This window comes from Mesorhizobium sp. P2_B5 (assembly GCF_056404775.1).
The window spans coordinates 1,125,207-1,150,921 of record NZ_JBFUDJ010000002.1; the positions used below are offsets into that span (position 1 = coordinate 1,125,207).

Consider the following 25,715-nt stretch of genomic DNA (forward strand, 5'->3'; position numbering starts at 1 on the left):
GAGGGGTTGGCGTCGGGGGTAGTAAAAGGGGTAGGGCCATGCTGCGGATTGTTCGCGCGTTCTGGCACGATCAGAGAGGACTAGCGCTGATCCTGGTCAGCGTTATGTTGCCGGCGATCATCGGCTTTTCCCTGCTGGCGATTGACATGAGCAGGGTCAACAACCTGCACAATGATCTGCAGAAGGGCGCCGACGCGTTTGCGCTTGCAGCTGCGGCGGAGTTGGACGGGAGGAGTGGCTCTTGGGTTCGCGCGGAACGCGCCATGGCGATGCTTGTGCACAACGAGAGCAATTTCTCGACCGCAGGCAGGGTCCCGATGGCCGCTGGCCAACCGGGAGGCACGCAGCGCTGCAACAGTGCCGGAAGCATCTCCTGGTGCTTCCTCAAGGCCATCCCCCCCTCCGACGGCACCAAGATCACAACAGCCAACCAGGCCAATTATCTGGCCGACAATACACCTGCTGTCGGCGAACAAGAGACGCGATTTATCCAGGTAACAGTGGCACCTACCGGCTTTGCCGCGATCTTTCCGGCCGCCTTTGTAACACCCGGCGCCAGCGAAAGCTTCAATGTCGCCGCCGTCGCCGTGGCTGGCTTTACCTCCGGTGTTTGCGATTTTACTCCCGTCTTTATCTGCAATCCTTATGAGGATGACCCGGATGGACACACCCTCGAAGAGGCGGTTACAAACCCCGAATTGCATCGGAGACTCATCGAGTTGCGCAAGGTCGGCAATGGTGCCGCCGCCGGTCCTGGCAACTTTGGCTTCCTAGAGCCCCCGGAAGGGGTTGGTAACGGGGCGCAGGCGCTAGCACAGACCATTGCCACATCCCGGCCAATCGGTTGCTACTCCGCGGAAGGGGTCACCACCAAGACAGGACAAAACGCCGGACCAGTGCAAGACGCCTTCAACGTTCGGTTCGGGATTGCTGCCAACGGCCACTTCAATAGCGCGGAATACGGCCCGGCCGTTAACGTCCGAAAAGGTGCTTCGTCTGGAAATGGCAATGGCAATGGCAATGGCAACGGAGGCGGAGGCGGAGGCCAATGCCCACAATATAACCAGTTGACGTTCAACGGAACGGGCAACATGGGCCTGCCCAGAGATGCCACAACGCCCTATATGGGCGGACGGATGGGCGACGGAAATTGGAACCTCTCCGGCTATTGGAACACCAACTTTGGTTCCGCCAGCCATCCATCCTCGTGGGACACGACAAAGCCGACCCGTTACGAAGTCTACAAGTACGAGATATCGGCTGGGCTGGTGGGAACAGCTTCGACTGGTGGCGAGGTGGGCACGCCCCCGAACTCTTGCCAGCCACCAGTGACCACGGTCGATCGACGCCTGATCTATGGCGCCATCCTGAATTGCAACGCGCTCGAAGAAACCAACGATCTGTCTGGCCACAGCACCAACCTGCCCGTTGAAGCATTCGGCAGCTTCTTCCTCACAGAGCCGGTATCTTCGCCGTCGGACGATGCATCTGTCATGGTCGAGCTCGTCGACATCACCGGCCGTGGCGGACAAGGGACCCTTGACAACTTCCTGCGCGACGAACCTCAGCTCTACCGGTGACGGCGATGTTGAGAAGGCTGTCCCGTATCCTGAATCGCTTTCGCCTCGACGAGCGCGGCATGGCACTCGTAGAGATGGCTCTGATCGCGCCTTTGATGCTGCTCTTGTCTGCGGGCGTGTTCGAGTTCGGCAATCTGATTCACCGGAAGCTGCTGATGGAAGCCGGGCTTTCGGATGGGGCTCGCTTTGCGGCACGCTGCAACAGCGCGCTGTATACCAGTGCCGGGCTGGCGATCAATTGCGCCGATATCGCCGCCAACATCGCCGTGTTCGGCAATGCGGCGGGGACCGGCAACGCGCGAGTTGCTGGCTGGCAAAAGGCTAATGTGACCGTAACCATCGCGGCCAGCGGCTCTTGCCAGGACACCGTGGTTGCCGGCGTCACCCAATATCGCTCCACCACTGCGCAGGTCTGCATCGTCAGGGCTGCTGGCACCTATGCCTACGCCGGCGTCGGCATGCTGTCGCTGCTCGGCATCAGCCCAATGACGCTGAGTGGCTTTCATGAAGAGCGGTGGACACGGTTCTGAACATGATTAGGCGCTTTGCAAAATCAGAAGACGGCTCAACGATGGTGGAAATGGCCATCGTCTCGACCCTGCTGTTTACGCTGACGCTGGGCTTCGTCGACTTCGGCTACGCCTTCTATCAATGGAATGCCGCGACCAAAGCCGTGCAGATCGGCGCCCGGCTGGCGTCGATATCGGATCCGGTTGCAACCAACCTCACAGCTGCCGGCCCGACCTCGTCTCCGGGCGCCCCGATTGTCGCGGGCGCCTATGGTCCCTTCGTCTGCACATACACTGCCGGCACCGGCGCTTGCAGCAACAGCGGCGGCTTCAGCGCCGCCAATTTCAGCCGCATCTTTCGCGGTGACACCGCAAACACCAATGACGACGCCTGTCCCGATCTGGCCGCCGACCAGCGAGCCGGCATGTGCCATTTCTTCCCGGGCCTGCAACGAAGCAATGTTGTCATTACCTACGCCGCCACCGGCCTAGGTTACCAGACCCGGCTAGGCGGGCCGGTGCCGACAATCACCGTCAACCTCCAGAACGTAACTTTCCAGTTCTTCTTCCTGCAAGGACTGCTTGGGTACGCAAACAAAACCATGCCCTCCATGCTCAGTACGGTCACGGGCGAAGACTTGAAGAGTACGTTCCCATGAACGCAATCGACACGAGAGTTCTCCCGACTAAACGAAAGCAGGTTGCCCTGTTCTCGTCCGATCCGAATTTCAAGCGCGATGTCGCCACCCGGCTAGAGGCGCTAGCAATCTATGATGTCAGGATTTCCGATACGGGCGACTTTCTCAACGGGCCGCCTGCCGACACGCGGCCGGGCATCGTCATCCTTGACTTTGGCCATGGCGAGTTGCTCGGCCAGCCCGGCATTGTCGAGGCGCGCTCAAAATGGGCGGCCGTGCCGCTGATCGCGGTCTCCGACGAACTGTCGCCGGAGCAGACGCGCGTGCTGGTGCGCATGAACGCTTCGGACTGGCTGCACAAGCCGCTCGACGGCAAGGAACTGCTGAACGCAGTGACCTTCCACGACACCGGCAACCAAGGCACCAAGAGCCGCATCATCACCTTCATCAGCGCCAGCGGCGGCGCCGGCGCGACGACGCTCGCTCTGTCGGCGGCCGAATTCCTGGCGTCGAAATCGACAGAACGCGGGGCTTCCACCTGCCTGGTCGACCTCGATTTCCAGAGCGCCAATTGCGGCGCCTATCTCAACCAGTTCAACCAGTTCGACCTTGGTGGCATCATCGGCCAGCCGGAGAGGCTCGACGTTGAGCTGATGGATGTCATCAAGCTCTCGCGTCCGTCCGGGCTGACACTCTATTCCTTCGAGAGGCCGCAATTGCCTTTCGAGCCGCAGGGCGCCGATTTCGTGTTTCGTCTGCTGGACCTCGTCGCCTACCGGTTCGACGACATCGTCATCGACCTGCCGAACATCGAGACGCCATGGCACAATTCCGTGCTGTCGACGAGCGATGAGATCTTCATCGTCTTCGAACTCAACGTCGCCTCGCTGCGGCAAGGCAAGCGGCTCTACAAGAAGATCCGTGAATTGCGAGGCAATGCTGTAAGCATCACGCTGGTCGCCAACAAGCACAAGCGCAAATGGTTCGGAAACCACTTTTCGCGCAGCGAACTGGAAAAGATTTTCAAGGCGCCGCACATCAAATCGGTCGCGCTGGACAATGCGCTTCTGACCGATGCCTTGAACCGTGCTATCTTGCCTGCAGAGGTGGATGGGCGTGCGCGCTTCAACAAGGACCTGAAGCGGATGTTCAAAGAGCGGCTCGATGACGCTGCCAAATAGGTATCGGCCAGGTAGGAATCGGGTTGGCCCGGGATTGGCCTGCGTCATGGCCATGGTGCTGGCGATGTCGGTCCAGGATTTCGCCAGCGCGCGATCGGCACTTGCGGATCGGCCGCCGCTGCCAGCAATGGGCCCCAGCCTGCGCAAGACTGTCGCCTTCGAGACCACGGAACAACCCGGAACGATCGTTATCCGCAAGGGCGAGAAAGCGCTTTATCTGGTGACCCGACAAGGCCAGGCGCTTCGCTATCAGATCAGCGTCGGCCGCGACGGATTTGGCTGGACCGGGGTCGTCAAGGTGGGGGCCAAGACCGAATGGCCGGAATGGCGCCCACCCCGCGAAATGCGCGCTCGCCAGCCGGAGCTGCCGCAAATGGTGCCTGCCGGTCCCTACAATCCACTCGGCGCCCGGGCGCTCTATCTGCTTCGGGACGGGCGTGACACGCTCTATCGGATACACGGAACCAACGATCCGTCAGGGGTTGGCTTCGACGGAACATCGGGGTGTTTTCGCCTTACCAACACCGATGTGATCGATCTCTTCAAACGCGTCGCGATCGGCGCAAAGGTGGTGGTTCAATGACGATGATCAGCGAACCGGACATGCCGGCAATCGAGATTGGGACAGCAACCCGCGTTGAAGAGCAGGCTGTCGTTGGGAAACCGAGCGACAAAAGCATGATCGGCGCGGTCATCATCGGCACGTCCCTGATCACCCTGGTGAACATAATAGCCGCCGTTTATCTCTACCGCGGCATCAGCGATATGCGCTTTCTGGAAGGGCGCCTGCAACAACTCGGAACCTTCGAACAAAGAATCGGGAGTCGGCTGGATACGGTCAACAACGGTTTTCAGAGCCGATTTGAAAAACTGGACAGTCAACTGCAGAGCAGCTTTGGTGAGATCAACAGGAGCATAGCCCGGCTGGAACAGAACCAGCCTCTTGCCGGTGACGAAATCATGTCGAGCGCAGCGGAACCTTCCGTCGACACGACCAGCAGCATGGCGGAGGCACCTGCCGTTCTCGATGGTGAAGGCGCAACCGAGCCCAGCGTTGTCGATGCGCCGCGTGCTCCGAAAAGGCGGATCGCAGCGGCAGCGCCTGCCCCAAGCCCCAACTACCAGCGCATACAGCAGGCCGACGGCAAGGTTTACTACAGAAAGATCAACTAGCGCTTGAAACGCAGGGCTGGCCTAGAGATCCCGCTGCAGAGCAACAAGTCTCATGGCCAGCGCTTCTGACCGCTGTCGGGTTTCGCTGAGGAAGGCAACATGACAATAGGCGCATGCTGTCACACCCAGAAACAGCACAAGGCTGTTCTTCAGGGTGAAATCGACCATTAGCGAGAATGGAAGACCCCCGGGTACCGTGAACGAGGCGATCGCGCTCGCTGTTTCGGAATGGCTGGTGACGGCGATCATCAACCCGGCAAAAAGCAGGGCGATGTGATTTGCAAGGAAGTAGAAGGCAGCCGACTTTCTTGTGCGGCACGCCATCCAGCAAACGATCGACGCGGCGCCCAGGATAGAGGCATCAAGAACCATCGACGCCCCCAGAAAGAGATCGATCTGTTGCCAGAACATGGTCGACAGCGGCCTTAGTTCAAGCCAAATACGCCACATTGTGGGACTGGCCGGATATGCTCCCAGCAAGAAGGTCGCCATGCGCTCCCCTGCCAGAATCAGCAGGACCAAAGCTGGGAAGGCAAAGAGCATTGTCGACTTGCGCTTCATGTCACCCTCAACAATCTGGCCTTCAAGATAGATTGCAGAGATTGACCGAGGCTTAACGGAGCGCCGTTGGTCCTTCGGCAGCGCAGCCAGTTGCGAATGGCAGCCTGCATATCAGAAAGAGCCATTCGCCATCAGTTGTTTTGGCTGAGCACGAGCGTCACCACCTTCGGCTCGACCCGTTGCAGACATCGTTCCGGAATATTGGGCCACATCGCCTTGGCGCATCCCTCTTCGCCTGGCGCCGGCGCCAGCGAGAGTTCTGAGCTCCGGGCTTCCTCGGCGGTCGATAGGAATACCTGTGTAGCCAGCGCGGTCGCCATGGATACCTGGACGAAGATAAGGGCGTAGGCAAATTGTCTGACCATCCGCTCGTAACGCTCAATCTGCGAAGTGGTTCCAACGCAACGCGCCGGTGAACCCTTGATCACAATACTTGCGATTCCGTGCCTGCTGGTCGCCGGCCGCCATGCCACGGCTGTTCCAGAACGGCTCGGCGTGGAATAGAATGCCACCGACGGTCGCCGTTTGGCCATAGACGAGTGCCATCGACGAGCGACCAGCGGAAGGACACATGGCGACCACGCAACTGGAACGGCCGGAACAAGGCGGCTTCGGCACGCGCATATTGCGCGCGCTGAAAGCCATGCCGCGCGCCTGGAACCGGTTCTGGCGCCTGGTCGCGCTCTATATGCCGAAGCGGCTTTATGCCCGCTCGCTGATCATCGTCATCGCGCCGATGATCCTTCTGCAATCGGTGGTCGCCTTTGACTTCATGGAACGCCACTGGGCAACCGTGACGCAGCGCCTGTCGCAGGCCACCGTGCGCGACATCGCCGCCATCATCGACATGATCGAGACCTATCCGCACGACGGCGACTACGCCAACATCATCCGCATCGCGCAGGACCGCATGCAGCTGAAGGTCGACCTCCTGCCGCCCGACCCACTGCCGGCGCCAGGTCCCAAGCCCTTCTTCTCGATCCTGGACGACGTCCTTTCCACCGAGATCACCCGCCAGATCAACCGCCCGTTCTGGATCGACACCGTCGGCAATTCCAACATCGTCGAGGTGCGCATCCAGCTTGAGGGCAAGGTGCTGCGCGTCTTCGTGCGCCGCAGCCAGGCCTATGCCTCCAACACCCACATCTTCCTGATCTGGATGGTCGGCACCTCGCTGGTGCTTTTGACGATCGCCATCCCCTTCCTGCGCAACCAGATCCGGCCGATCCTGATGCTGGCCGAGGCCGCCGAAAGCTTCGGCAAGGGCCGGCCGATGCCGCGCGATTTTCGCCCCCGTGGCGCCGAGGAGGTTCGCCGCGCCGGCTTTGCCTTCATCCAGATGCGCGAGCGCATCGAACGGCAGCTCGAACAGCGCACCGCCATGCTGACCGGCGTCAGCCACGATCTCAGAACCATCCTCACTCGCTTCAAGCTGCAGCTGGCGCTGGCCGGCGGCAAGCCCGAGACCAAGGCGGCGCTCAACCAGGACATCGACGACATGCAGTCGATGCTGGAAGGTTATATCGCCTTTGCCCGCGGCGAAGCGTCGGAAGATGCCGGCCATTTCGATCTCGAGGCCTATTTCCAGAAGCTCGGCGAGGAGGCGTCGCTGCACAAGCGCAAGCTGTCGACGGTGCTCGCCGGCGATCCGGACGTGCATGTGCGCCCGCACGCTTTCGCCCGGCTGTTGTCCAATGTCGCCGGCAATGCCTTGCGCTATGCCAAGACCGTGGAGATCAGCGCCAATCACGGCCGTGGTTCGCTTGTCGTCACCATCGACGACGACGGTCCGGGCATCCCTCCCGAAAAGCGCGAGGACGTGTTCAAGCCGTTCTTGCGGCTTGACGAAGCTCGCAACCTCGACGCCAGCGGCACCGGTCTTGGCCTCTCCATCGCCCGCGACATCGCCCGCAGCCATGGCGGCGACATCACGCTGGACGACAGCCCGCTCGGCGGCCTGCGGGCGGTGATCAAGGTTCCTGCCTGACGAGGCATGATCCCGAAAAATGGGAACCGGTTCCTCGAACAAACGGGAACCGTTTGTCCAGAGATCAGGCTCAGCCAAAAACCGCCTTCATCCGCCCGTCATGAAATCATGGTCAAGAGCGCGCATGAAGCGCGCGACCTCAGTTGATTCGGCTCAGCCGCCTCACTTCGAAATCGTGCCCGCCCGGGTGCGCTGGAGCGAAGCGAGGGCCGCCGTGTGGGTGCCGTTCCGCCATCGCATCAAGGCAACCGTCGATCCAAGCAAAGGACCGCCATGCGCATCCTGATGGTCACCGACGCCTGGCGCCCTCAAGTCAACGGCGTCGTCCATACGCTGGAGCGGCTTACCGAAACGCTGAAATCCTTTGATGTCGAGGTCGACTTCCTAACCCCGAACATCTTTCGCACCTTGCCCTTGCCGACCTATCCCGACATCCGGCTGGCACTGACCACGCCCGGCAACGTCGCGCGGTTGATCGATCAGCGCAAGGCCGACCACATCCACATCGTCACCGAGGGACCGCTCGGCATCATGGCGCGGCGCTATTGCCGCAACGCCGGCCGTCCTTTCACCACCAGCTATCACACCCGCTTTCCCGAATATCTCAGCGCCCGCCTGCCGGTGCCGGAGAGCTGGGCCTACCGCTGGCTGCGCGATTTCCACAATTCCGGACAAGGCACGCTGGTTGCCACACAGTCGCTGGCCGACGATCTCGCCGCGCGCGGCTTCAACAAGCTGCGGCCATGGACGCGCGGCGTCGACACCGACCATTTCCGCCCGGACAAGAAGAAGGACCTCGGCTTTCCCGGCCCGGTGTTCCTGTGCGTCGGCCGTGTCGCCATTGAAAAGAACCTGAGCGCCTTCCTCGATCTCGATCTCCCCGGCAGCAAGGTCATCGTCGGCGAGGGGCCGGAACTGGCCAAGCTCAAGGCGAAGTACCCGCAGGCGCACTTCCTTGGCCACCGTCCGAACGACGAACTGGCGGAAATCTACGCCTCTGCCGATGTCTTCGTTTTCCCGAGCCGCACCGACACGTTCGGCAACGTCATCATCGAGGCGCTGGCCAGCGGCACGCCGGTCGCCGCCTATCCGGTCACCGGGCCGATCGACATCGTCGGCGACGGCATCGGCGGGGCGGTGTCGACCGATCTGCGCGAGGCCGCGCTCGCCGCGCTAAACGTCGACCGCGCCGAGGCGCGCGAACGCGCCATGCGTTACAGCTGGAAAGCCTGCGCCAAAATGTTCATGGACACGGTCGAAGAGGCGCTTGGCACCAAGCGGAAGCTTGCCGCCTAGGGGCAGTTAGAACAAGCGCCCGCCGTCCGGCACCTTGCGCTCGATGGCGCCCAGCACCACGGCGCCCTCTTCGTCGGGAAAGCCGAGCGTCAGCACTTCGGACATGAACGGACCGATCTGGCGCGGCGGGAAATTCACCACCGCAAACACCTGCCGGCCGATCAGCGTTCCCGGCGCATAATATTTGGTGATCTGCGCCGAGGATTTCTTCACGCCGATATCGGGGCCGAAATCGATCTTCAGCTTGAACGCGGGCTTGCGCGCTTCAGGGAAAGGCTCAGCCTCGACAATGGTGCCGGCACGGATGTCGATACGATCGAAATCGGCAAAGCTGATCTCGGGCTTGCGCGCGCTGCTCGAACTCATCTTCTTTTCTTAGCGACGATCAGGCGTTACCGTAGGTCTCAAACAGGACGCCGGCCAGCGCATCCTTGGCCGAGGTTCCCGACCAGACGACGAACTGGAAGGCCTGAAAATAGCATTCGCAGGCTTCCAGCGCCGACGACAAAAGCACCTCGACCTGCTGGCTCGACGGCTCGACCCCGCCGGCGAGCAGCAGCGACTGGCGAAACATGATCGCGCCCTCCTGCTCCCACAGGTCGAAATGGCCAAACAGCATCTGCTCGTTGATCAGCGACAACAGCCGCATCACTTCCAACGCACGGGCTTCCGGCACCTTGATGTCGAACGCGCAGGCCAGATGCAGCGCCTCGAAATCCTCCATCCACGAGAAAGAGACGTGATAGTCGGTCCAACTGCCGGCGACCGAGATCGAGATTTCGTCATCGCCGGCCCGCTCAAAGGACCAGTCATTGTTATGGGCCACCTGCTCGATGACATCCACCGGATGGATTTCGCGGGAGAATTCGAGTTCGAGAAGTTCCATGGAATGCTTCCTGTGTTCAGGGGAGCGCCGCACGCTCCGCGGGGCACACACGACGAACAATCTTGTCTAGAACTCGGACGGCCAGGACTTCACGACACAAAGACCCCGGACCGGACCCCACCGCCCGGCCGCATGACCCTGCTCCGAATCATGCAACAAATTCAGTCTATTGATCGGGAGTCGCGTGAACAGCCTAATTTTTCGCACTGCGTCATCCGCATGTGGAAAGGCGCTGTCACAAAGATTCATGCATCGCCGGTAAACGATTCACGGCAAAGCACTTTTTCGGATTGCGCTTTGTGGAAAAGTTTAAAGATTATTTTTTTGCTTTGGGCTTTGCCGCCGCCGCAGGTGCGGCCTGATCGGTCAATTCGGCAAGCCTGGCCTCGAGCGCATCGATGCGCGCGGCAAGTCTGGTGTTTTCTTCCCGGGCCTTGGCCGCCATGTCGCGGGCGGCCTCGAACTCCTCGCGCTGCACCACGTCCATGGTGTTGAGGATGCGCTCGGCCTGCCCCTTGAAGGCAGTCTCGACCTCGCGGCGCACGCCTTGCGCGGCACCCGCGGCATCGGTCATCAGCTTGGCGAATTCATCGAGAATGCGGTTCGGTCCGGTCGACATGGCAAATCCTCGCTTGGTCGAATTGAGGTAATGGCGCCGTGTGCGGAATGCAAGAACGTTGCGATGGCTGCGGCATCGCACCTCGGCTGCCCAGCCCTGTACGTGATGGCGCGACGTCGCCTATTGTAGTGCTTTCAAGTCGACCTGCGTCCAGTCGCTCTGATCAAGGATCAACCAATGGCATCACCCCCGCGCCGACCGATAAATCCGATGGAAGCCGCAGAAGCAGCCTTCAAGCCGATCAAAAAACCGGCGCCACCAATTCGCGAACCTTCGACCGCACCAAACGTCAGGGAGCTTGTTTCGATCAGGATCGATCGGGCAGTGCTGGACCACTTTCAGGAAGATGGTCCCGGCTGGCAGGACAGGATCAACGACGCCCTAAGGCAATTGGTCGCCGGCAAGCCGCAGGATTGAGCCTCCCATCTGCGGGCCAAGGCAACCACCACCTTGCCTTGACCCCGCCAAAACCCTGCCGCATGGTCCGCGCCCGAACGCGAGCCCTTCCGGGAGACCCTGTTGAACGACTATTTCCTGCTGCCGATGGCGTCGCTGCCCTTCCCCAACATCGACCCGATCCTGGTCCAGATCGGTCCGCTGGCGGTGCATTGGTACGGCATTGGCTACATCGTCGGCATCCTGTTCGCCTGGTGGTACGCCAAGCGGCTGGTCACCAACACCAGGCTGTGGCCGGACGGCGTCTTGCCGATGAAACCGATCGATCTCGACGATTTCATCGTCTGGGCCGCCGTCGGCGTCGTGCTCGGCGGACGCACCGGCTATGTGCTGTTCTACGATCTCAAGCGCTACATCGACCACCCGCTTGACATCTTCGCCATCTGGCAGGGCGGCATGTCGTTCCATGGCGGTTTGCTCGGCGTCATCCTCGCCATGACGCTGTTTTCCATCAAGCGCGGTATCCGCACCTGGTCGCTGTTCGACGTCGTCGCGGCCGGCGTGCCGGTCGGTCTCGGTCTCGTCCGCATTGCCAACTTCGTCAATGCGGAACTGTGGGGTCGCGTGACTGATGTGTCGTGGGGCGTCGTCTTTTGCAACGAGCGCCTCCAGCAGACGGTGGCGGGCTGCGTCGCTGGCCTCGAACCGCGCCATCCGAGCCAGCTCTACGAGGCCTTGCTTGAGGGCCTGGTGCTGTTCCTGGTCCTGCGCTTCCTCACCCATTCGCGGCTGAAGCTGAAGACACCGCGCTTCGTCGGCGGCGCCTTCATCTGCGGCTACGGGCTGTCGCGCATCTTCGTCGAGTTCTTCCGCGAGCCCGACCAGCAGCTCGGCTATCTCTTCGGCGGCTGGCTCACCATGGGCATGGTGCTGTCGCTGCCGATGGTGCTCGCCGGCATCTGGGCGATGGCCACCGCGAGGCCGGTGCCGCAGCCACAGCCGGCATGACACGGCTGAAAACCCGCATCGTCGACCTGATCGGTGCGCTAGGCCCCCTTCCCGTCAACGAATACATGGCGCTCTGCCTGTTCGATCCGAGCGACGGCTATTACACCACGCGCGAACCGTTCGGCGCCGCCGGCGACTTCGTCACCGCGCCGGAGATCAGCCAGATGTTCGGCGAGCTCGTCACTGTTTGGCTGTATCAGGCCTGGCTGGCAATCGGCCGGCCGCTGCCGGTGACCGTCGCGGAGATCGGCCCGGGACGCGGCACGCTGATGAAGGACATGCTGCGCACTCTGGCGCGGCTCGACCCTGCGCTCGCCAAAGGCGCATCGTTCGCTCTGATCGAGACCAGCCCGCGGCTGACCGAAATCCAGAAACAGACGCTTGCCGGAAGTTCGGCTGAGGTCGGCTGGCACGAAACCATCACCACCCTGCCGCAAGCGCCGCTGCTGATCGTCGGCAACGAATTGTTCGACGCCGTGCCGATCCGCCAGTTCATCCGCGCCGGCGCCGGTTGGCGCGAACGGATGGTCGGCCTCGATGACAGTGACGAACTGAGCTTCTTCGCCGGCGCCGGTTCTGTCGAGCCAACGCTGCTGCCGGACAATGCCGTCGAGGCGCCGCAAGGTTCTATTTTCGAAGCAGCACCGGCCCGCGCGGCGCTGATGGCGGCCATTGCCGAATACATAGCCGGCTACGGCGGCGCCGGGTTATTCCCTGACTACGGCCATCTCCAGCCCGGTTTAGGCGACACGTTGCAGGCCGTGCGCAAGCACGCTCCCGAAGACGTGCTGGCCAATCCCGGTGAAGCCGATCTCACCGCCCATGTCGACTTCGCAGCGCTGGCCGCTGTCGTGCGGGCGCATGGCCTCGATGTGGAATTGACCACGCAGGGCGACTTCCTGCTTTCCATGGGTTTGCTCGAGCGGGCCGGCCTGCTGGGTAGCCAGGCAAGCGACGAGGCAAAACAAACCATTACCGACGCCGTCGAGCGCCTGGCCGGCCCCGACGCCATGGGTACGCTGTTCAAGGTCCTGAAAATCCTGCCGCACCAGCCAGGCTGACAAGAGCAATTCCAGGAAAAGTGTGAGCGGTTTTTCGTCCGGAATTGCGTCAACACAAAGAGATAGAGCGGTTCGCCGTTTCCGTGAAACGATGAAACGCTCTAGAGGTCGTTTACAAGCCGCTCCGACACACCGCCAAGGTAGGTCTCCCAGACATGATCGCACATCAGCCGGCGATAGTGCCGCGTGCTGATCAGGCCGCGATACGAAGCGCCGCCGACATGAAAGAAGCTGTTGTCCATCATGCGATGGTCGGCCTCGATGCCGCCGAGCTTCAGGCTGATCGTGGTCTTTTCGGCATTGACGATATTGCTGTCGTCGAGCCTGTCGCGCAGCATCGGCCAGTTGCCGCCGCCAGTATCGAGCCCGGTGTCGAAGCGCGGCGTGAAATCGAGCTCAAGGTCCTCGACGACGGAAAAGCGAAAGAAGCAAAGCCCCGCCCAGAAATACCAACCTTCATGGCCTCTTTTGGCGGGGTATTTGGTGCCGTAGGCGTCCGTGCCCGCCATGCGTGTGGCTATATCGAGGGCAACCACCGGAAAGCAGTCATGGTCGAGAAAGCCGAACAGGTCGGGCCGCAGCGGGCGCACGATGTTATGAAAAACCCAGTTCATCGAAATGCCGTGCGACCGGTTCGGATTCCACTCGGGATTTCGCGGCAAGCCGAAATAAGCAATGCCGCGCCGCCGGCAGATGGCCTCGATCGCCTGCCGCGCCGCGGGCTTGGACGAATTGTCGATGACCGCCAGCGTCATCCCGCTCGAATAGGTCAGCCATGCCTTGGTCAGCGCATCGATGACCCAGGGCGTGTTGTAGGCGATGGAGAAGCAAAAATGCCGCGCGCCGGTTCGCCGCAACTCTTCGGCAAATTCCGCCCCCGACGCTGCATTGCGTGAGCGGAAATAGCCTTTCACCAGCGCGTTGCGAAAATCCTTCGCCTTGCGCACCTGCCGATTTCGGTGGATCTGTCGGATCAGGCTTTTGACTGGATTCCAGCCCATGCACTTTCGCCCGCCCCGGAAATTGTCTGGCCATTGCCTATAGTCGAATGCCCGCTTTTCGCCAACTCGGAGCCAATGCGGCATGGCTGCCGCATTGGCTTGGCCGAACTTCGCCTTGACGAAAGCGCTGGCGCGGACAACAAACCCATCCATGCTGAATCAGACCAAACCGGATCCTGTTCGCTCGCCGCTGCTGGAAGCGGCGAAGCCGCGAGGCATCCGCCATGGCTACTTCACCCGTATCGGCGGTGTCTCCAGCGGCATCTACCAAGGGCTCAACATCGGCACCGGCTCGGATGACGACCAGACGCTGGTCGCCGAGAACCGCCGCCGCGTCGCTGCCTGGATGGGCGTGCCGGCCAGCCATCTCTTGACTGCGCATCAGGTTCACTCGCCCGACGTCGTCATCGTGAACGAACCCTTCCCCGGTCCACGGCCCAAGGCCGACGCCGTCGTCACCGACCGGCCGGGCATCGCCATCGGCGCCTCGACAGCCGATTGCGGCCCGGTGCTGTTTGCCGATGCAGAGGCGCGCGTCATCGGCGCGGCGCATGCCGGCTGGAAGGGCGCTTTCACCGGCGTGCTTGAAAACACTATTGCCGCGATGGAAAGCCTCGGCGCCCGCCGCGAGCGCATCGTTGCGGTTCTCGGCCCTTCCATCGGTCCTGAAAACTACGAAGTCGGGCCGGAATTCGTCGCCCGTTTTGTCGAAGCCGATGCCGAAAACATCAGCTATTTCATCCCTTCGGCCAATCCGGGGCATGCGATGTTCGACCTCAACCTCTATACGGTCGACCGGCTGAAAAAGGCTGGCGTGATCGCCGAGGGGCTTGGCCGCTGTACTTATGCCGAGGAGGATCTCTTCTATTCCTACCGGCGCACCACGCATCGCAAGGAACCGGACTACGGTCGGCAGGTTTCGGCAATTGTTTTGGAGAATGAATAATGGCGCTGCATTTCGAACGCTCCGAGTTTGACGCCCGGCGTGACCGGCTGATGATCGAGATGACCGAGAAGAAGCTCGACGCAGTGCTGCTCTTCGCCCAGGAGAGCATGTACTGGCTGACCGGCTACGACACGTTCGGCTTCTGCTTCTTCCAGTGCCTGGTGGTAAAGGCCGATGGCTCGATGGTGCTTTTGACCCGGTCGGCCGATCTGCGCCAGGCGCGCCACACCTCGATCATCGACAAGATCGTCCTGTGGACCGACCGCGACGGCGCCAACCCGGCGATCGACCTGCGCAACCTGCTCAACGACCTCAATCTGCTCGGCGCCCGCATCGGCGTCGAATACGACACCCATGGCCTGACCGCCTTCAATGGCCGCCGCGTCGACGAGCAGTTGCAGACCTTTGGCCAGATCGCCGACGCCTCCGGCATTGTCGGCCGTCTGCGCCTGTTCAAGAGCCCGGCCGAAATCGCCAAGGCCGAAAAGGCCGCCAATCTATCCGATGACGCGCTCGACGCGGCCCTGCCGCTGATCAAGCAGGGCGGCGATGAGGCGCTAATCCTTGCCGCCATGCAGGGCGCGGTCTTTGCCGGCGGCGGCGACTATCCGGCCAATGAATTCATCATCGGCTCGGGCGTCGACGCACTGCTCTGCCGCTACAAGGCCGGGCGCCGCAAACTGACCAAGAACGACCAGCTGACGCTCGAATGGGCCGGCGTCTTCCACCACTATCACGCCCCAATGATGCGCACCGTGCTGACCGGCAAGGTGTCGAAGCGCCATCAGGAGCTGTTCGACGCCGCCCGCGCCGCCCTGCTGGCGGTCGAGAAGGCGATGACGCCGGGCAACACCTTCGGCGACGTCTTCGACGCCCATGCCCGCACGCTGGAAGCGCATAATTTGACCAAGCACCGGCTCAACGCCTGCGGCTACTCGGTCGGCGCCCGCTTCACCCCGTCCTGGATGGACATGCCGATGTTCTACCAGGGGAATCCCGAGCCGATCGCGCCCAACATGACGCTGTTCGCGCATATGATCATCATGGACTCCGAAACCGAGACGGCCATGACGCTTGGCCGCACCTACCTGACCACCGAATCCCAGCCGAAGCCGCTTTCGCGCCATGATCTCGACTTGATCGTACAGTGAATCCATAATGGCTGGTCCACGCGGGCGCGTTCACGGCTAAGGAGTTTCGGGCAGATGAGACGATCGCGTGTGACGACCGTGTCATTGCTCGCAGCGCTTGTGCTGGCCGGTTGCACCAACGCCAAGGACGTCCTCGAACCGTCCGCCATCACGCCGCCGGCAGCCTCTGCCCAACCGGCCCAGCCTCCGTCGGCAACCCCAGGCACCGCGCCAGCTGGCACGCCCTCGCCGCCGGCCGTCGGCGCCACAACACCCGCCAATCCCGCGCAGAGCGCCGCCGCCCTGTCGAAGACGCGGCTGCAGATCGCGCCGATCGTCGGCGCCTCGGTGGAAGCGGCAACGCCGCTGACAGCCGAACTCCAGACCCGCGCCAGGCAGCGCGGCATCACCCTTGCCGGCAGCACCGATCAGACAGCCACCCATGTGCTGAAGGGCTACTTCTCGACCATGACGGAAGGCAAGGACACCACCGTCATCTATGTCTGGGACGTCTATGACCCCGCCGGCAACCGGCTGCACCGCATCAACGGCCAGCAGAAGGCGGCCTCAGTCAGTGGCGCCGAAGGCTGGCCCGCCGTCCCCCCCGCTACCATGCAGGCAATCGCCGACCAGACGATCGACCAGTTCGCGGCCTGGCTCGGCAGCAGCGCCGGCTGATCCGCCTGTTACCGCTATTCGTCACGCGTTGACGTTTTTGAGATTAGCCGGCGGAATCCGGTTGACGAGGCTTGCAATACCGGCACGGCTCGCTAAAAGCCCGGTTAAGAGGCTTTCGAGAGTCTGTCGCGCCTCTCCATCCTTCGCCAGGAACGGTGCATGAAGCTTTTCGCGGGCAATTCCAACCGGGTGCTGGCCGAAGCGGTCGCCCGCTATCTCAACGTCCCGTTGGGAAAGGCCAGCGTCAGACGCTTCGCCGATCAGGAAATCTTCGTCGAAATCCAGGAAAACGTACGCGGCGAGGATGTCTTCATCCTGCAGTCGACCTCGTTTCCGACCAACGATCATCTGATGGAACTGCTCATCATGATCGATGCCTTCATGCGCTCCTCGGCCAAGCGCATCACCGCGGTCATCCCCTATTTCGGCTACGCCAGGCAGGATCGCCGCGCCTCGGGCCGTACGCCCATTTCGGCCAAGCTGGTCGCCAACATGATCACCCGCGCCGGTGTCGACCGCGTTTTGACGCTCGATCTCCATGCCGGCCAGATCCAGGGCTTTTTCGACATTCCGACCGACAATCTGTTCTCGGTGCCGGTGATGGCACGCGACGTGAAGGCGAAATACAAGCAGCTTGCCAATGTCGTCGTCGTCTCGCCCGATATCGGTGGCGTGGTGCGCGCCCGTGCGCTGGCCAAGCGTTTCGACGCCCAACTGGCCATCGTCGACAAGCGCCGCGAACGCCCCGGTGAATCCGAAGTGATGAACATCATCGGCGCCGTTGCCGGCAAGGATTGCCTGTTGATCGACGACATCGTCGATTCCGGCGGCACGCTGTGCAACGCCGCCGATGCTCTGCTCGCCAACGGCGCCACCAGCGTCACTGCCTACATCACCCATGGCGTGCTGTCGGGCGGCGCGGTGGCCCGTATCGCCGGCTCGAAGCTGCAGGAATTGGTGATCACCGATTCCATCCAGCCGACGCAGGGCGTGCTCGACGCGCCGAACATCCGCGTCATCTCCATCGCCGACCTGATGGGCGAGGCGATCTCGCGCACGGCGACCGAAGAGTCCGTGTCGAGCCTGTTCGACTAAGCGGACGCACACATTAGCGGCCCGTAATCTGCACTGTTGCGGGAAGCAGACGTTTCTCCTGACCCGCTTAGCATGGCATACTGCTCCTCCAAACAATGGAGGAGTAGCAAATGCGGCGACGGACTTTGCTCGGGCTTGCGGTTTCCATCGCGGCCGCCTTTTCGGCGCCGGCGGCCTGGGCCGCCGATTTCCCGGATCGGACCATCACAATGGTTGTCCCCTTTTCCGCTGGCGGCTCGACGGATCTGGTCGCGCGCCTCGTCGCCAACAAGATGTCCGAAAAACTCGGCCAGCAGATTGTCGTCGAAAATGTCGGCGGCGCCGGCGGCAGCATTGGTGCTGCCCAGGTCGCCCGGGCCGAACCGGACGGCTACACAATCCTCATGGGCACGGTTGCGACACACGCGCTCAACCCTCTTATCCTGAAGACAAAGCCCTACGATGCGGAGAAGGATTTTGCGCCGATATCGCTGCTTGTCCTGGTGCCGAACGTCCTGGTCGTGAACCCTGCGTTCCCCGCCAAGGACGTCAAGGAACTGATCGAGATGCTGAAGAAGGACCCGGACAAATACGCCTACGCCTCCTCGGGCAATGGCACCCCGCTGCATCTCTCGGGCGAGCTTTTCAAGACGATGGCCGGGGTGAGCATGCAGCACATTCCCTACAAGGGCGCCGGCCCGGCGCTGAACGATGTTATCGGCAATCAGGTGCCGATGATGTTCGACAATTTGCCGTCTTCATCGGGCCATATCAAAAGCGGCACGCTGAGAGCGCTCGGCGTTACCACCAAGGAGCGCGTTCCCTCCTTCCCCGATTTGCCAGCCATTGCCGAAACCATCCCCGGCTATGAAACCTACAGCTGGAACGCTCTGTTCGCACCCGCGGGCACGCCGCCGGAAGTGATTGCCGTGCTTCAGAAAGCGGCAGTTGAATCCCTGAAAGATCCAGACGTGATTGCCAGCATGGCCCAGTTCAGCGCCTCGATCGTGGCCTCCACCCCGGAGGAGCTTGGAGCGCATGTGAAAGCCGAGCTCGCCAAATGGGAGCCGATCGTCAAGGCCAGCGGCGTTCAGCTGGACTAGGCAGCGTCAAGCACTGCTCCGGCGCCATTTTAGGGGGCCGGAGCCTCAAGTCGCGGCGGGGCCCGCCGCACGACTTCGCCACTGTCGCGCGCGCCGCGCATATAGCCGCGCGGCGAGGCGCCCAGCATGCGCTTGAACATGGTGATGAAGGCCGGCACGCTGTCATAACCGAGATCGAGCGCCACCCTGGTGATCGGCTCGCCGTCGGCGAGCCTGGGCAGTGCTGCAAACAGGCAGGCCTGTTGGCGCCATGTCGACAAGGAAAGCCCGGTCTGGCGGTGGAAGGCGCGGGTGAAGGATCGCCGGCTCATCCCGGCGGCATCGGCCCACTCGTCGATCGTGGCACGCGGCGACGGTGCGGCGACAAAGCGCCGGCAGAGCGCCGCCAGCCTCGGATCAGTCGGGAACGGCAGCCCAAGCGGCCGTTCCGGCAAGATCGGAATCTCGTGCAACAAAAGCTTCATGATCAGCCCGCCGCGCCCTTCCAATTCACCGCCTTGCGGCAGCTTTTCCGACTCCACGATCAAGCTGTGCATCAGCTCGGTGACGCCGACGACGCGCAGGCCTTCCGGCAGGCCGGGGATCGCGCCCGGCATGACATAGACCGAGCGCATCGAGACATCGCCCAGCATTTCGACGGAATGCTCGGTGCCGGCCGGTATCCACATTGCGTGGTCGGGCGGCACCATCCAGCGCCCATACCGGGTCGTCACCAGCACGACACCGACCAGCGCGTGCAGCAACTGGCTGCGGCTGTGGCGGTGCTGCGGCACGTGATAACCGTCGGGATATTCGGTCGGCAAAGCCACGGCCGGCCCGGAAACTTCCTCGAGCCATTGCCAGCGGCTTTCGTGCAATCGGCCGAGATCGGCATTGCCGGCGCGGAAGACGTCCCTGCCATGTGGCATTGGCTATGGCCCACTTGCGAAACTATTGGACCAAACCACGAAAGAAGTCGCCTCGCAAGCGGCTTATAAGGCAGTCGTCCCCCAAGGCGCTTCAGACGAGCGTCCTTAAGACGGTCCGCAAGATGCGGCCGCCAAGCCTGCCTGCGGGCAAACGCCCGCCAAAAAGACCTCGGAGCCTGCCTTGACCGATACGACAGCCGCCAGCATTGCGCCGCAGCCGAGCGCCAGCCTCCCTTCAGTCCAGGCAACCGCCTTCACCGTCATCCTGGCGGTGAGCTTTTGCCACGGCATCAACGACATCATGCAGTCGCTGCTGCCGGCGATCTATCCGCTGCTGAAAGAGAATTACGGTCTCGATTTCTGGCAAATCGGTCTTTTGACCTTCACCTTCCAGGTCACGGCGTCGCTGCTGCAGCCGATCATCGGCATGATCACCGACAAGCGGCCAATGCCCTATTCACTGCCCTATGGCATGGCGTCCTCGCTGATCGGTCTGATCGTGCTCGCCTATGCCGGCCACTACGCGCTGCTTCTGGTTGGCGCCTCGCTGATCGGCATCGGCTCGGCGATCTTCCATCCGGAATCCTCGCGCATTGCCCGTTTCGCCTCGGGCGGCCGCTTTGGCTTGGCGCAATCGCTGTTCCAGGTCGGCGGCAATTTCGGCCAGTCGATGGGGCCGCTGCTCGCCGCCTTCATCGTCGTGCCCTTCGGCCAGACCAGCATCTCCTGGTTCGCCGTTGGCTCGCTGATCGGCATCATCGTTCTGTCGCGGGTCGGCGGCTGGTACAGCCGGATGCGCGCCGCGCAGGGCAGCCGCAAGGCGGCAAGCTTCGTCTCGCCCTTCCCGCGTAAAAAGGTCATGGGAGCGCTGGCGGTGCTGACGCTGCTGGTGCTGACCAAGAACGCCTACATCGCCTCGCTCTCCAGCTACTACACCTTCTATTCCATCCATAAGTTCGGCGTTTCGGTACAGATGAGCCAGGTCATGTTGTTCCTGTTCCTTGGCGCCTCGGCGCTGGGCATCCTGCTCGGCGGCCCGTTCGGCGACCGCTATGGCCAGAAGGCGATGATCTGGTTCTCGATCGTCGGTGTGCTGCCCTTCACGCTGGCGCTGCCTTACGCCAATTTCGAATGGACGATGGTGCTGACGGTGCTGATCGGCCTGATCCTGTCCTCGGCCTTCTCCAACATCGTTGTGTTTGCACAGGAACTGGTGCCGGGGCGCGTCGGCACGATCGCCGGCATCTTCTTCGGCTTCGCCTTCGGTATGGGCGGCATCGCGGCCGCCGTGCTCGGCGTCGTTGCCGACATGAAGGGCATCGATTTCGTCTTCCAGGTCTGCTCATATCTGCCGCTGCTCGGCCTGCTGACGGTGTTCCTGCCCAACATGAAGGAAGCCAGGAAGGCGCATGCCACCGCCAGCTAGAGCAATTCCTGGAAAAGTGTGATCGGTTTTCCGTTCGGAATTGCGTAAAAACAAAGAGATAGAGCGGTTCGCCGTTTCCGTGAAACGGTGAAACGCTCTAAGACACCGATCTCCAGGTCTCGACATAAGGGCGTGGCAGCTGCCACGCCCTTATTGATTCTTTCCCATGCGCCAGGTGAAAAGCCTGTTAGTGTTCGAAACGTGTGCGCGGGGCGACGCTGCCACAGATCCTCAACGTCTCTGGAGAATGATATGCGCAAGATCGTATTGGCCGTGTTGGGCGTGCTTCTTGTTACCGTGCCGGCTATGGCACGCATCGTTCCTTTTCCGCCAGGTTTCAAGACGCAGTCCGTCGAAACCAACGGCACCAAACTCTATGTGCGCGTCGGCGGAAAGGGTCCCGCTGTCGTGCTGCTGCACGGCTTCGCCGATACCGGAGATATGTGGGGCGCGGCCGCGGCGGCGCTTGCGAAGGACCACACCGTCATCGTGCCGGACTTGCGCGGCATGGGTCTGTCTGCCCACCCGGAAGCGGGCTACACCAAGAAGAACCAGGCCGTTGATATCGCCGGGGTGATGGACGCGCTTAAGATCGACAAGGCAGATCTGGTCACCCACGACATCGGCAACATGGTCGGCTATGCGCTTGCCGCGCAATATCCCAAGCGCATCACCAAATGGGTCATCATCGATGCGCCGCTACCCGGCATCGGCGACTGGGAAAAGATCAAGCAAAGCCCGCTGCTTTGGCACTTCAACTTCCGCGGCCCGGATATGGAGCGGCTGGTCGCAGGGCGCGAGCGCATCTATCTCGATCGCTTCTACAACGAGCTGTCGGCCGACCCCAAGAAGATCGACGAGGCAACGCGCAAGCACTATGCCAAACTCTATGCCCGCCCGCATGCGATGCATGACGCGTTCGAGCAGTTCAAGGCCTTTGACCAGGACGCGATCGACAACCAGGCGATGCTCGCCGCCGGTGGCAAACTGACCATGCCGGTGCTGGCTGTTGGCGGGGAAAAATCCGCCGGCACCACGCAGGCCGATATCTTGCGGCTTGTTGCGACCGATGTTGCGGGCGGCATTGTGCCTGACTCCGGTCACTGGATCATGGAGGAAAACCCCGACGCCACCGTCAAGCTGATCACCGGTTTTCTCGCCAAATAGATCCTGCGGACATTTCGATGAAAGCACAAGGCACCCGCTTGACGGCGGGTGCCTTGCCTATCCCAAGTGGACAGTACTAGGCCTTGATGAAGGCCAGGAGGTCGGCGTTGATGACGTCGGCGTGGGTGGTGGCCATGCCATGCGGGAAGCCCTTGTAGACCTTGAGCTCGCCCTTCTTGAGCAGCTTGACCGACAGCAGCGCCGAGTCCGCGATCGGAACGATCTGATCGTCGTCGCCATGCATGACCAGCACCGGCACGTCGATGGCCTTCAGATCGTCGGTGAAGTCGGTTTCCGAGAACGCCTTGATGCAATCATAATGCGCCTTGGTGCCGCCCATCATGCCCTGGCGCCACCAATTTTCGACCACAGCCTGCGAGACTTGGGCGCCGGGACGGTTGAAGCCGTAGAACGGGCCGGCCGCAACATCGTGGAAGAACTGGGCGCGGTTGGCGGCCTGGGCGGAGCGGAAACCGTCGAAGACCTCGATCGGCAGGCCGCCGGGATTGGCCGGCGTCTTCAGCATGATCGGCGGCACAGCGCCAATCAGAACAGCCTTGGCGACACGGCCGCCTGAGCCGTACTTCGCGACATAGCGCGCCACTTCGCCGCCACCGGTGGAATGGCCGACATGGATGGCGCCCTTGAGGTCGAGATGCGCCACAAGTTCCGCGACATCGGCGGCATAAGTGTCCATCTCGTTGCCCGTATCGGTCTGCGTCGAGCGGCCATGGCCGCGCCGGTCATGGGCAATGACGCGGTAGCCCTTCGACAGAAAGAACAACATCTGGGCGTCCCAGTCGTCGCTGCTCAGCGGCCAGCCGTGATGGAAGACGATGGGCTGGCCGGTCCCCCAATCCTTGTAGAAAATCTCGGTGCCGTCCTTGGTGGTGATCGTGCTGCTGCCGGGCTTGGTCATCTCAATCTCCGTTGATTATCTTTCGCGATAATCAATATCGCGATAACGATATGACTAGCGCAGATCGAAACCCTTGTCTACAGAAAATATGTATCGCGATATCATTTTTCGTGGTACATATCGAAAACGCTCAGTCGGCAAAGGAATATATCGTGCCTCTCCCGTTGGACAACCAGCTCTGTTTCACCCTCTACGCCACCAGCATGGCGATCAACCGCACTTACAAGCCGATGCTGGACAAGATGGGGATCACCTATCCGCAATACCTCGTGCTGAACGCGCTTGCCGAGGCCGACGGCATGTCGGTCGGCTCGATTGCGCACAGGCTTGCTCTGGAATCGAGCACGATCACGCCGCTGGTCAAGCGCATGGAGCAGGCAGGTCTCGTCACCCGCCAGCGCAGCCAGACCGACGAGCGCCAGGTGCAGGTCGACCTGACCCCAGCCGGCCGCGCCCTGCTTGTCCAGTGCAACTGCCTCAACGAGACCCTGATCGAGCGCTCGGGCATGACGCTGGCACAACTCGATGCCTTGAACCGGCAGATCCAGACACTGCGTGACGCGTTGAGCGGCAATCAGAAATAGCCCTCCCCCCCGAGAACAAGCCCGACCCTAATCCTTGCCGGCCAGCCAGCGCACGATATTGCCCATCAGCTTGCCGTAGAGCGGCCATCCCAAAAAATCCTGCGACAGCCAGTGCGGGCCGATATCGGTCGCCCAGGCGACGGTGCGGCCGCGGCCATGCTCACGAACCGCAAGCAGCGGCCAGTCGGTGCCGCGATAGTGGCAGGTCGCCAGGAGCTGGGACGAACCGTCACGTCTGAAATCGAGCTTATTCATCCCGAGGATGGGCGGCAACGGCCCCTCCAACCCGGCAAGGATCGGGTGCGAGGTCTGCAGGATGGAAGCCTGCAGCCCTTGCGGCACCTCCATACCGTCGGAAAATGGCAGGCAGCGCACGGGCAGCACGTCCTCGACCGGCGTATCGTGGAACCGCGCCGTCCCGAACATGCCCTGAAACCCCATATAGCCGCCGGCCAGCATCAGCCCGCCGCCGCCTTCGACATAGGCCTTGAGTACCTCGAGGCGGTTGACGCCGATACGCCCGGCACGGGCCTCCGGCGTGACCAGCAAGGTCAGTGCGCCGACATCGGAGATCACCACCGCCTGATATTCAGCGAGCGCGTCGATGTCATAGGGAAATTCGGTCGCACAGCGATCGCCACCGATCTGCGTGACGGCGATGCCCTCCGTGGCGAGCGCGGCATTGAAGGCCGTCGCGCCGTTCACCCACGTCGCACTTGTCAGCACGTCGCCGCCGGCAGCGACCGAAGTTGTCGCTGCGAAGGTCTCGCCTGCCAGCAAGAGTTTCATCGTCGCCCCCGCACCCTTCAGCTGAAGATTAGAAGGCGGGCGCCGGCTCGATCGGCGCCCGCCTGGCCTTGGGAGGCTTAGAACTTGAACTCGGCCAGGTTTTCCGGCGTCACGATCTTGGCCGGGCCAAGGATCAGTTCGCCGCTGGCGCCTATCGTGTATTCGCCGAGCCTGCCTGCCGTGAACTTCTCACCTTCCTTGCCGGTGATCTTGCACTGCGCCAACGCCTGGGCCGTCTGATAGGTAAGATAGCCAAGGTCGGTGACATTCCACCAGATATCCTGCGCAGCGCCGTCCTTGATGTATTTCGAGATCAGAGTTGCCGGCGCGAGGCCGGTCAGCTTGACCTTGCCGATCATGCCGGCTTCCTCGAGTGCACGTGCGGCCGCCGGAAGGCCGATGCCTGCCGGAACGATGATCACCTTGAGATCCGGAAACGCCTGCACCAGCGCCAGCGCCTGCTGCTGGTTGACCTGTTCGCTTTCTTCGCCATAGGCGACCTGCACCAGCTTCATCTTGGCGAACTTCGACTCGGCTGCCATCCTCGCCTTCATGAAGTCGATCCAGGCGTTCTGGTTGGTCGCCGTCGGCGTCGACGACAGGATCGCGAATTCGCCTTCACCGCCGCTGAGGTCGAATGCGCTTTCCAGCATCATTTCGGCGAGACTGTCGCCCTTCACCTGGTTCACGAATACCGCACGGGCATCGGCCGCCACGTCGGAGTCATACGAGATCACCCTGACGCCTTGCTGAACGGCGCGCTTCAGTGCAGGCGCAACGGCATTGGCGTCGTTGCCGGCAATTGCGATGACACCGACCTTCTGCGACACGAGGCTGTTGATGAATTCGATCTGTGCCTCGGCCGTCGCTTGCGATGGCGCGACCTGGGTAGCGGTGCCGCCAATTTCCTTCGCCGCCTCTTCGGCGCCTCCAAAAGCGACCTTGAAGTAGGGATCGGTATCGAGTTTGGGCAGGAAGCCGACCGTTACCGGTTCCTTGGAGCATTCCTGGCTGTAAGCCAGCGAGGCTGGCGCAAGCAGAACTGCGGATGCGAGCAGGGCTAATCTAAACGCTTTCATTGTGTCTCCTCCGTCA

29 protein-coding genes are annotated in these 25,715 nt (G+C 62.0%); 19 read left to right on the plus strand and 10 right to left on the minus strand.

Going from position 1 to position 25,715, the window contains the following annotated elements:
- Positions 1-38 precede the first annotated feature (38 nt).
- The 6 genes from AC1D1N_RS11910 to AC1D1N_RS11935 are packed head-to-tail and all read left to right on the plus strand — an operon-like array spanning position 39 to position 5,081.
- The gene (locus AC1D1N_RS11910; RefSeq protein ID WP_436261039.1) at positions 39-1,580 is read left to right on the plus strand and encodes a TadE/TadG family type IV pilus assembly protein; all 1,542 of its coding nucleotides are present in this window, start codon (positions 39-41) and stop codon (positions 1,578-1,580) included.
- A gap of 5 nt (positions 1,581-1,585) precedes the next feature.
- Positions 1,586-2,110, plus strand: coding sequence for a TadE/TadG family type IV pilus assembly protein (locus AC1D1N_RS11915; RefSeq protein WP_436262046.1), 525 nt, complete (start codon positions 1,586-1,588; stop codon positions 2,108-2,110).
- Complete coding sequence (locus tag AC1D1N_RS11920) at positions 2,095-2,748, plus strand: TadE/TadG family type IV pilus assembly protein (RefSeq protein ID WP_436261040.1); 654 nt, start codon at positions 2,095-2,097, stop codon at positions 2,746-2,748. Before AC1D1N_RS11915 ends, AC1D1N_RS11920 begins: the two co-directional genes overlap by 16 nt.
- A complete protein-coding gene (locus AC1D1N_RS11925; RefSeq protein ID WP_436261041.1) occupies positions 2,745-3,908 on the plus strand; it encodes a CpaE/TadZ family protein in 1,164 nt (387 codons plus the stop codon). The genes AC1D1N_RS11920 and AC1D1N_RS11925 overlap by 4 nt, the downstream gene beginning before the upstream one ends.
- Positions 3,892-4,491: a L,D-transpeptidase gene (locus AC1D1N_RS11930; protein ID WP_436261042.1), complete on the plus strand. Its 600-nt coding sequence runs from the start codon at positions 3,892-3,894 to the stop codon at positions 4,489-4,491. Before AC1D1N_RS11925 ends, AC1D1N_RS11930 begins: the two co-directional genes overlap by 17 nt.
- On the plus strand, positions 4,488-5,081 hold the full coding sequence (locus AC1D1N_RS11935) for a hypothetical protein (protein ID WP_436261043.1): 594 nt from the start codon (positions 4,488-4,490) through the stop codon (positions 5,079-5,081). Before AC1D1N_RS11930 ends, AC1D1N_RS11935 begins: the two co-directional genes overlap by 4 nt.
- A 21-nt stretch (positions 5,082-5,102) precedes the next feature.
- On the opposite strand, the gene AC1D1N_RS11940 is transcribed toward AC1D1N_RS11935, so the two are convergent.
- Both AC1D1N_RS11940 and AC1D1N_RS11945 read right to left on the minus strand, forming a co-directional pair.
- The gene (locus AC1D1N_RS11940) at positions 5,103-5,642 is read right to left on the minus strand and encodes a hypothetical protein (RefSeq protein WP_436261044.1); all 540 of its coding nucleotides are present in this window, start codon (positions 5,640-5,642) and stop codon (positions 5,103-5,105) included.
- 131 nt (positions 5,643-5,773) lie between these two features.
- Positions 5,774-6,154 (minus strand): hypothetical protein, encoded by a 381-nt coding sequence (locus tag AC1D1N_RS11945; protein ID WP_477348696.1) that lies wholly within the window; start codon positions 6,152-6,154, stop codon positions 5,774-5,776.
- Between the two features lie 59 nt (positions 6,155-6,213).
- Here AC1D1N_RS11945 and AC1D1N_RS11950 point away from each other — a divergent pair, with 59 nt between their 5' ends.
- Positions 6,214-7,629 carry an ATP-binding protein gene (locus AC1D1N_RS11950; RefSeq protein ID WP_112561061.1) on the plus strand — a complete coding sequence of 472 codons (1,416 nt, stop codon included), beginning with the start codon at positions 6,214-6,216 and terminating at the stop codon, positions 7,627-7,629.
- Between the two features lie 273 nt (positions 7,630-7,902).
- Complete coding sequence (locus tag AC1D1N_RS11955; protein ID WP_436261046.1) at positions 7,903-8,925, plus strand: glycosyltransferase family 4 protein; 1,023 nt, start codon at positions 7,903-7,905, stop codon at positions 8,923-8,925.
- A 6-nt stretch (positions 8,926-8,931) separates the two neighbouring features.
- Here the strand turns inward: AC1D1N_RS11955 and AC1D1N_RS11960 are convergent, their stop codons facing one another.
- From AC1D1N_RS11960 to AC1D1N_RS11970, 3 genes are all read right to left on the minus strand, one after another.
- Positions 8,932-9,291 (minus strand): tRNA-binding protein, encoded by a 360-nt coding sequence (locus AC1D1N_RS11960; protein ID WP_436261047.1) that lies wholly within the window; start codon positions 9,289-9,291, stop codon positions 8,932-8,934.
- A gap of 19 nt (positions 9,292-9,310) precedes the next feature.
- On the minus strand, positions 9,311-9,811 hold the full coding sequence (locus AC1D1N_RS11965) for a type III secretion system chaperone family protein (protein ID WP_006202532.1): 501 nt from the start codon (positions 9,809-9,811) through the stop codon (positions 9,311-9,313).
- Positions 9,812-10,127: 316 nt separating this feature from the next.
- Positions 10,128-10,430: an accessory factor UbiK family protein gene (locus AC1D1N_RS11970; protein ID WP_436261048.1), complete on the minus strand. Its 303-nt coding sequence runs from the start codon at positions 10,428-10,430 to the stop codon at positions 10,128-10,130.
- Between the two features lie 177 nt (positions 10,431-10,607).
- On the opposite strand from AC1D1N_RS11970, the gene AC1D1N_RS11975 reads away from it, so the two are divergent.
- From AC1D1N_RS11975 to AC1D1N_RS11985, 3 genes are all read left to right on the plus strand, one after another.
- The gene (locus AC1D1N_RS11975) at positions 10,608-10,847 is read left to right on the plus strand and encodes a BrnA antitoxin family protein (protein WP_436261049.1); all 240 of its coding nucleotides are present in this window, start codon (positions 10,608-10,610) and stop codon (positions 10,845-10,847) included.
- A 102-nt stretch (positions 10,848-10,949) separates the two neighbouring features.
- Entirely contained in the window at positions 10,950-11,834 is an 885-nt protein-coding gene (gene lgt / locus AC1D1N_RS11980; protein WP_477348699.1) for a prolipoprotein diacylglyceryl transferase, read from the plus strand.
- The gene (locus AC1D1N_RS11985) at positions 11,831-12,895 is read left to right on the plus strand and encodes a class I SAM-dependent methyltransferase (protein WP_477348701.1); all 1,065 of its coding nucleotides are present in this window, start codon (positions 11,831-11,833) and stop codon (positions 12,893-12,895) included. Before lgt ends, AC1D1N_RS11985 begins: the two co-directional genes overlap by 4 nt.
- A gap of 101 nt (positions 12,896-12,996) precedes the next feature.
- On the opposite strand, the gene AC1D1N_RS11990 is transcribed toward AC1D1N_RS11985, so the two are convergent.
- Positions 12,997-13,896 carry a hypothetical protein gene (locus tag AC1D1N_RS11990; protein ID WP_436261052.1) on the minus strand — a complete coding sequence of 300 codons (900 nt, stop codon included), beginning with the start codon at positions 13,894-13,896 and terminating at the stop codon, positions 12,997-12,999.
- A 151-nt stretch (positions 13,897-14,047) separates the two neighbouring features.
- On the opposite strand from AC1D1N_RS11990, the gene pgeF reads away from it, so the two are divergent.
- The 5 genes from pgeF to AC1D1N_RS12015 all read left to right on the plus strand — a co-directional run bounded on the left by pgeF (position 14,048) and on the right by AC1D1N_RS12015 (position 18,827).
- Positions 14,048-14,842, plus strand: coding sequence for a peptidoglycan editing factor PgeF (gene pgeF, locus AC1D1N_RS11995; RefSeq protein WP_352588480.1), 795 nt, complete (start codon positions 14,048-14,050; stop codon positions 14,840-14,842).
- Positions 14,842-15,993 (plus strand): M24 family metallopeptidase, encoded by a 1,152-nt coding sequence (locus AC1D1N_RS12000; RefSeq protein ID WP_142869245.1) that lies wholly within the window; start codon positions 14,842-14,844, stop codon positions 15,991-15,993. The genes pgeF and AC1D1N_RS12000 overlap by 1 nt, the downstream gene beginning before the upstream one ends.
- Before the next feature lie 54 nt (positions 15,994-16,047).
- A complete protein-coding gene (locus AC1D1N_RS12005) occupies positions 16,048-16,650 on the plus strand; it encodes a hypothetical protein (protein WP_436261053.1) in 603 nt (200 codons plus the stop codon).
- Between the two features lie 159 nt (positions 16,651-16,809).
- Positions 16,810-17,745: a ribose-phosphate pyrophosphokinase gene (locus tag AC1D1N_RS12010; RefSeq protein WP_142869247.1), complete on the plus strand. Its 936-nt coding sequence runs from the start codon at positions 16,810-16,812 to the stop codon at positions 17,743-17,745.
- 110 nt (positions 17,746-17,855) lie between these two features.
- Positions 17,856-18,827 carry a Bug family tripartite tricarboxylate transporter substrate binding protein gene (locus AC1D1N_RS12015; protein ID WP_436261054.1) on the plus strand — a complete coding sequence of 324 codons (972 nt, stop codon included), beginning with the start codon at positions 17,856-17,858 and terminating at the stop codon, positions 18,825-18,827.
- Positions 18,828-18,856: 29 nt separating this feature from the next.
- Here the strand turns inward: AC1D1N_RS12015 and AC1D1N_RS12020 are convergent, their stop codons facing one another.
- A complete protein-coding gene (locus tag AC1D1N_RS12020; protein ID WP_477348704.1) occupies positions 18,857-19,735 on the minus strand; it encodes an AraC family transcriptional regulator in 879 nt (292 codons plus the stop codon).
- Between the two features lie 181 nt (positions 19,736-19,916).
- Here AC1D1N_RS12020 and AC1D1N_RS12025 point away from each other — a divergent pair, with 181 nt between their 5' ends.
- The gene (locus tag AC1D1N_RS12025) at positions 19,917-21,161 is read left to right on the plus strand and encodes an MFS transporter (protein WP_436261056.1); all 1,245 of its coding nucleotides are present in this window, start codon (positions 19,917-19,919) and stop codon (positions 21,159-21,161) included.
- A 252-nt stretch (positions 21,162-21,413) separates the two neighbouring features.
- Positions 21,414-22,328 carry an alpha/beta fold hydrolase gene (locus AC1D1N_RS12030; RefSeq protein ID WP_436261057.1) on the plus strand — a complete coding sequence of 305 codons (915 nt, stop codon included), beginning with the start codon at positions 21,414-21,416 and terminating at the stop codon, positions 22,326-22,328.
- A 76-nt stretch (positions 22,329-22,404) separates the two neighbouring features.
- Here AC1D1N_RS12030 and AC1D1N_RS12035 read toward each other — a convergent pair whose 3' ends face one another.
- The gene (locus tag AC1D1N_RS12035) at positions 22,405-23,247 is read right to left on the minus strand and encodes an alpha/beta fold hydrolase (RefSeq protein ID WP_263782527.1); all 843 of its coding nucleotides are present in this window, start codon (positions 23,245-23,247) and stop codon (positions 22,405-22,407) included.
- Positions 23,248-23,399: 152 nt separating this feature from the next.
- Here AC1D1N_RS12035 and AC1D1N_RS12040 point away from each other — a divergent pair, with 152 nt between their 5' ends.
- A complete protein-coding gene (locus AC1D1N_RS12040) occupies positions 23,400-23,831 on the plus strand; it encodes a MarR family winged helix-turn-helix transcriptional regulator (RefSeq protein ID WP_436261058.1) in 432 nt (143 codons plus the stop codon).
- 27 nt (positions 23,832-23,858) lie between these two features.
- On the opposite strand, the gene AC1D1N_RS12045 is transcribed toward AC1D1N_RS12040, so the two are convergent.
- Together AC1D1N_RS12045 and AC1D1N_RS12050 are read right to left on the minus strand one after the other, a co-directional pair.
- Positions 23,859-24,620: a glutamine amidotransferase gene (locus tag AC1D1N_RS12045; RefSeq protein ID WP_436261059.1), complete on the minus strand. Its 762-nt coding sequence runs from the start codon at positions 24,618-24,620 to the stop codon at positions 23,859-23,861.
- Between the two features lie 77 nt (positions 24,621-24,697).
- A complete protein-coding gene (locus tag AC1D1N_RS12050; protein ID WP_112561079.1) occupies positions 24,698-25,699 on the minus strand; it encodes a rhamnose ABC transporter substrate-binding protein in 1,002 nt (333 codons plus the stop codon).
- Positions 25,700-25,715: the final 16 nt, after the last annotated feature.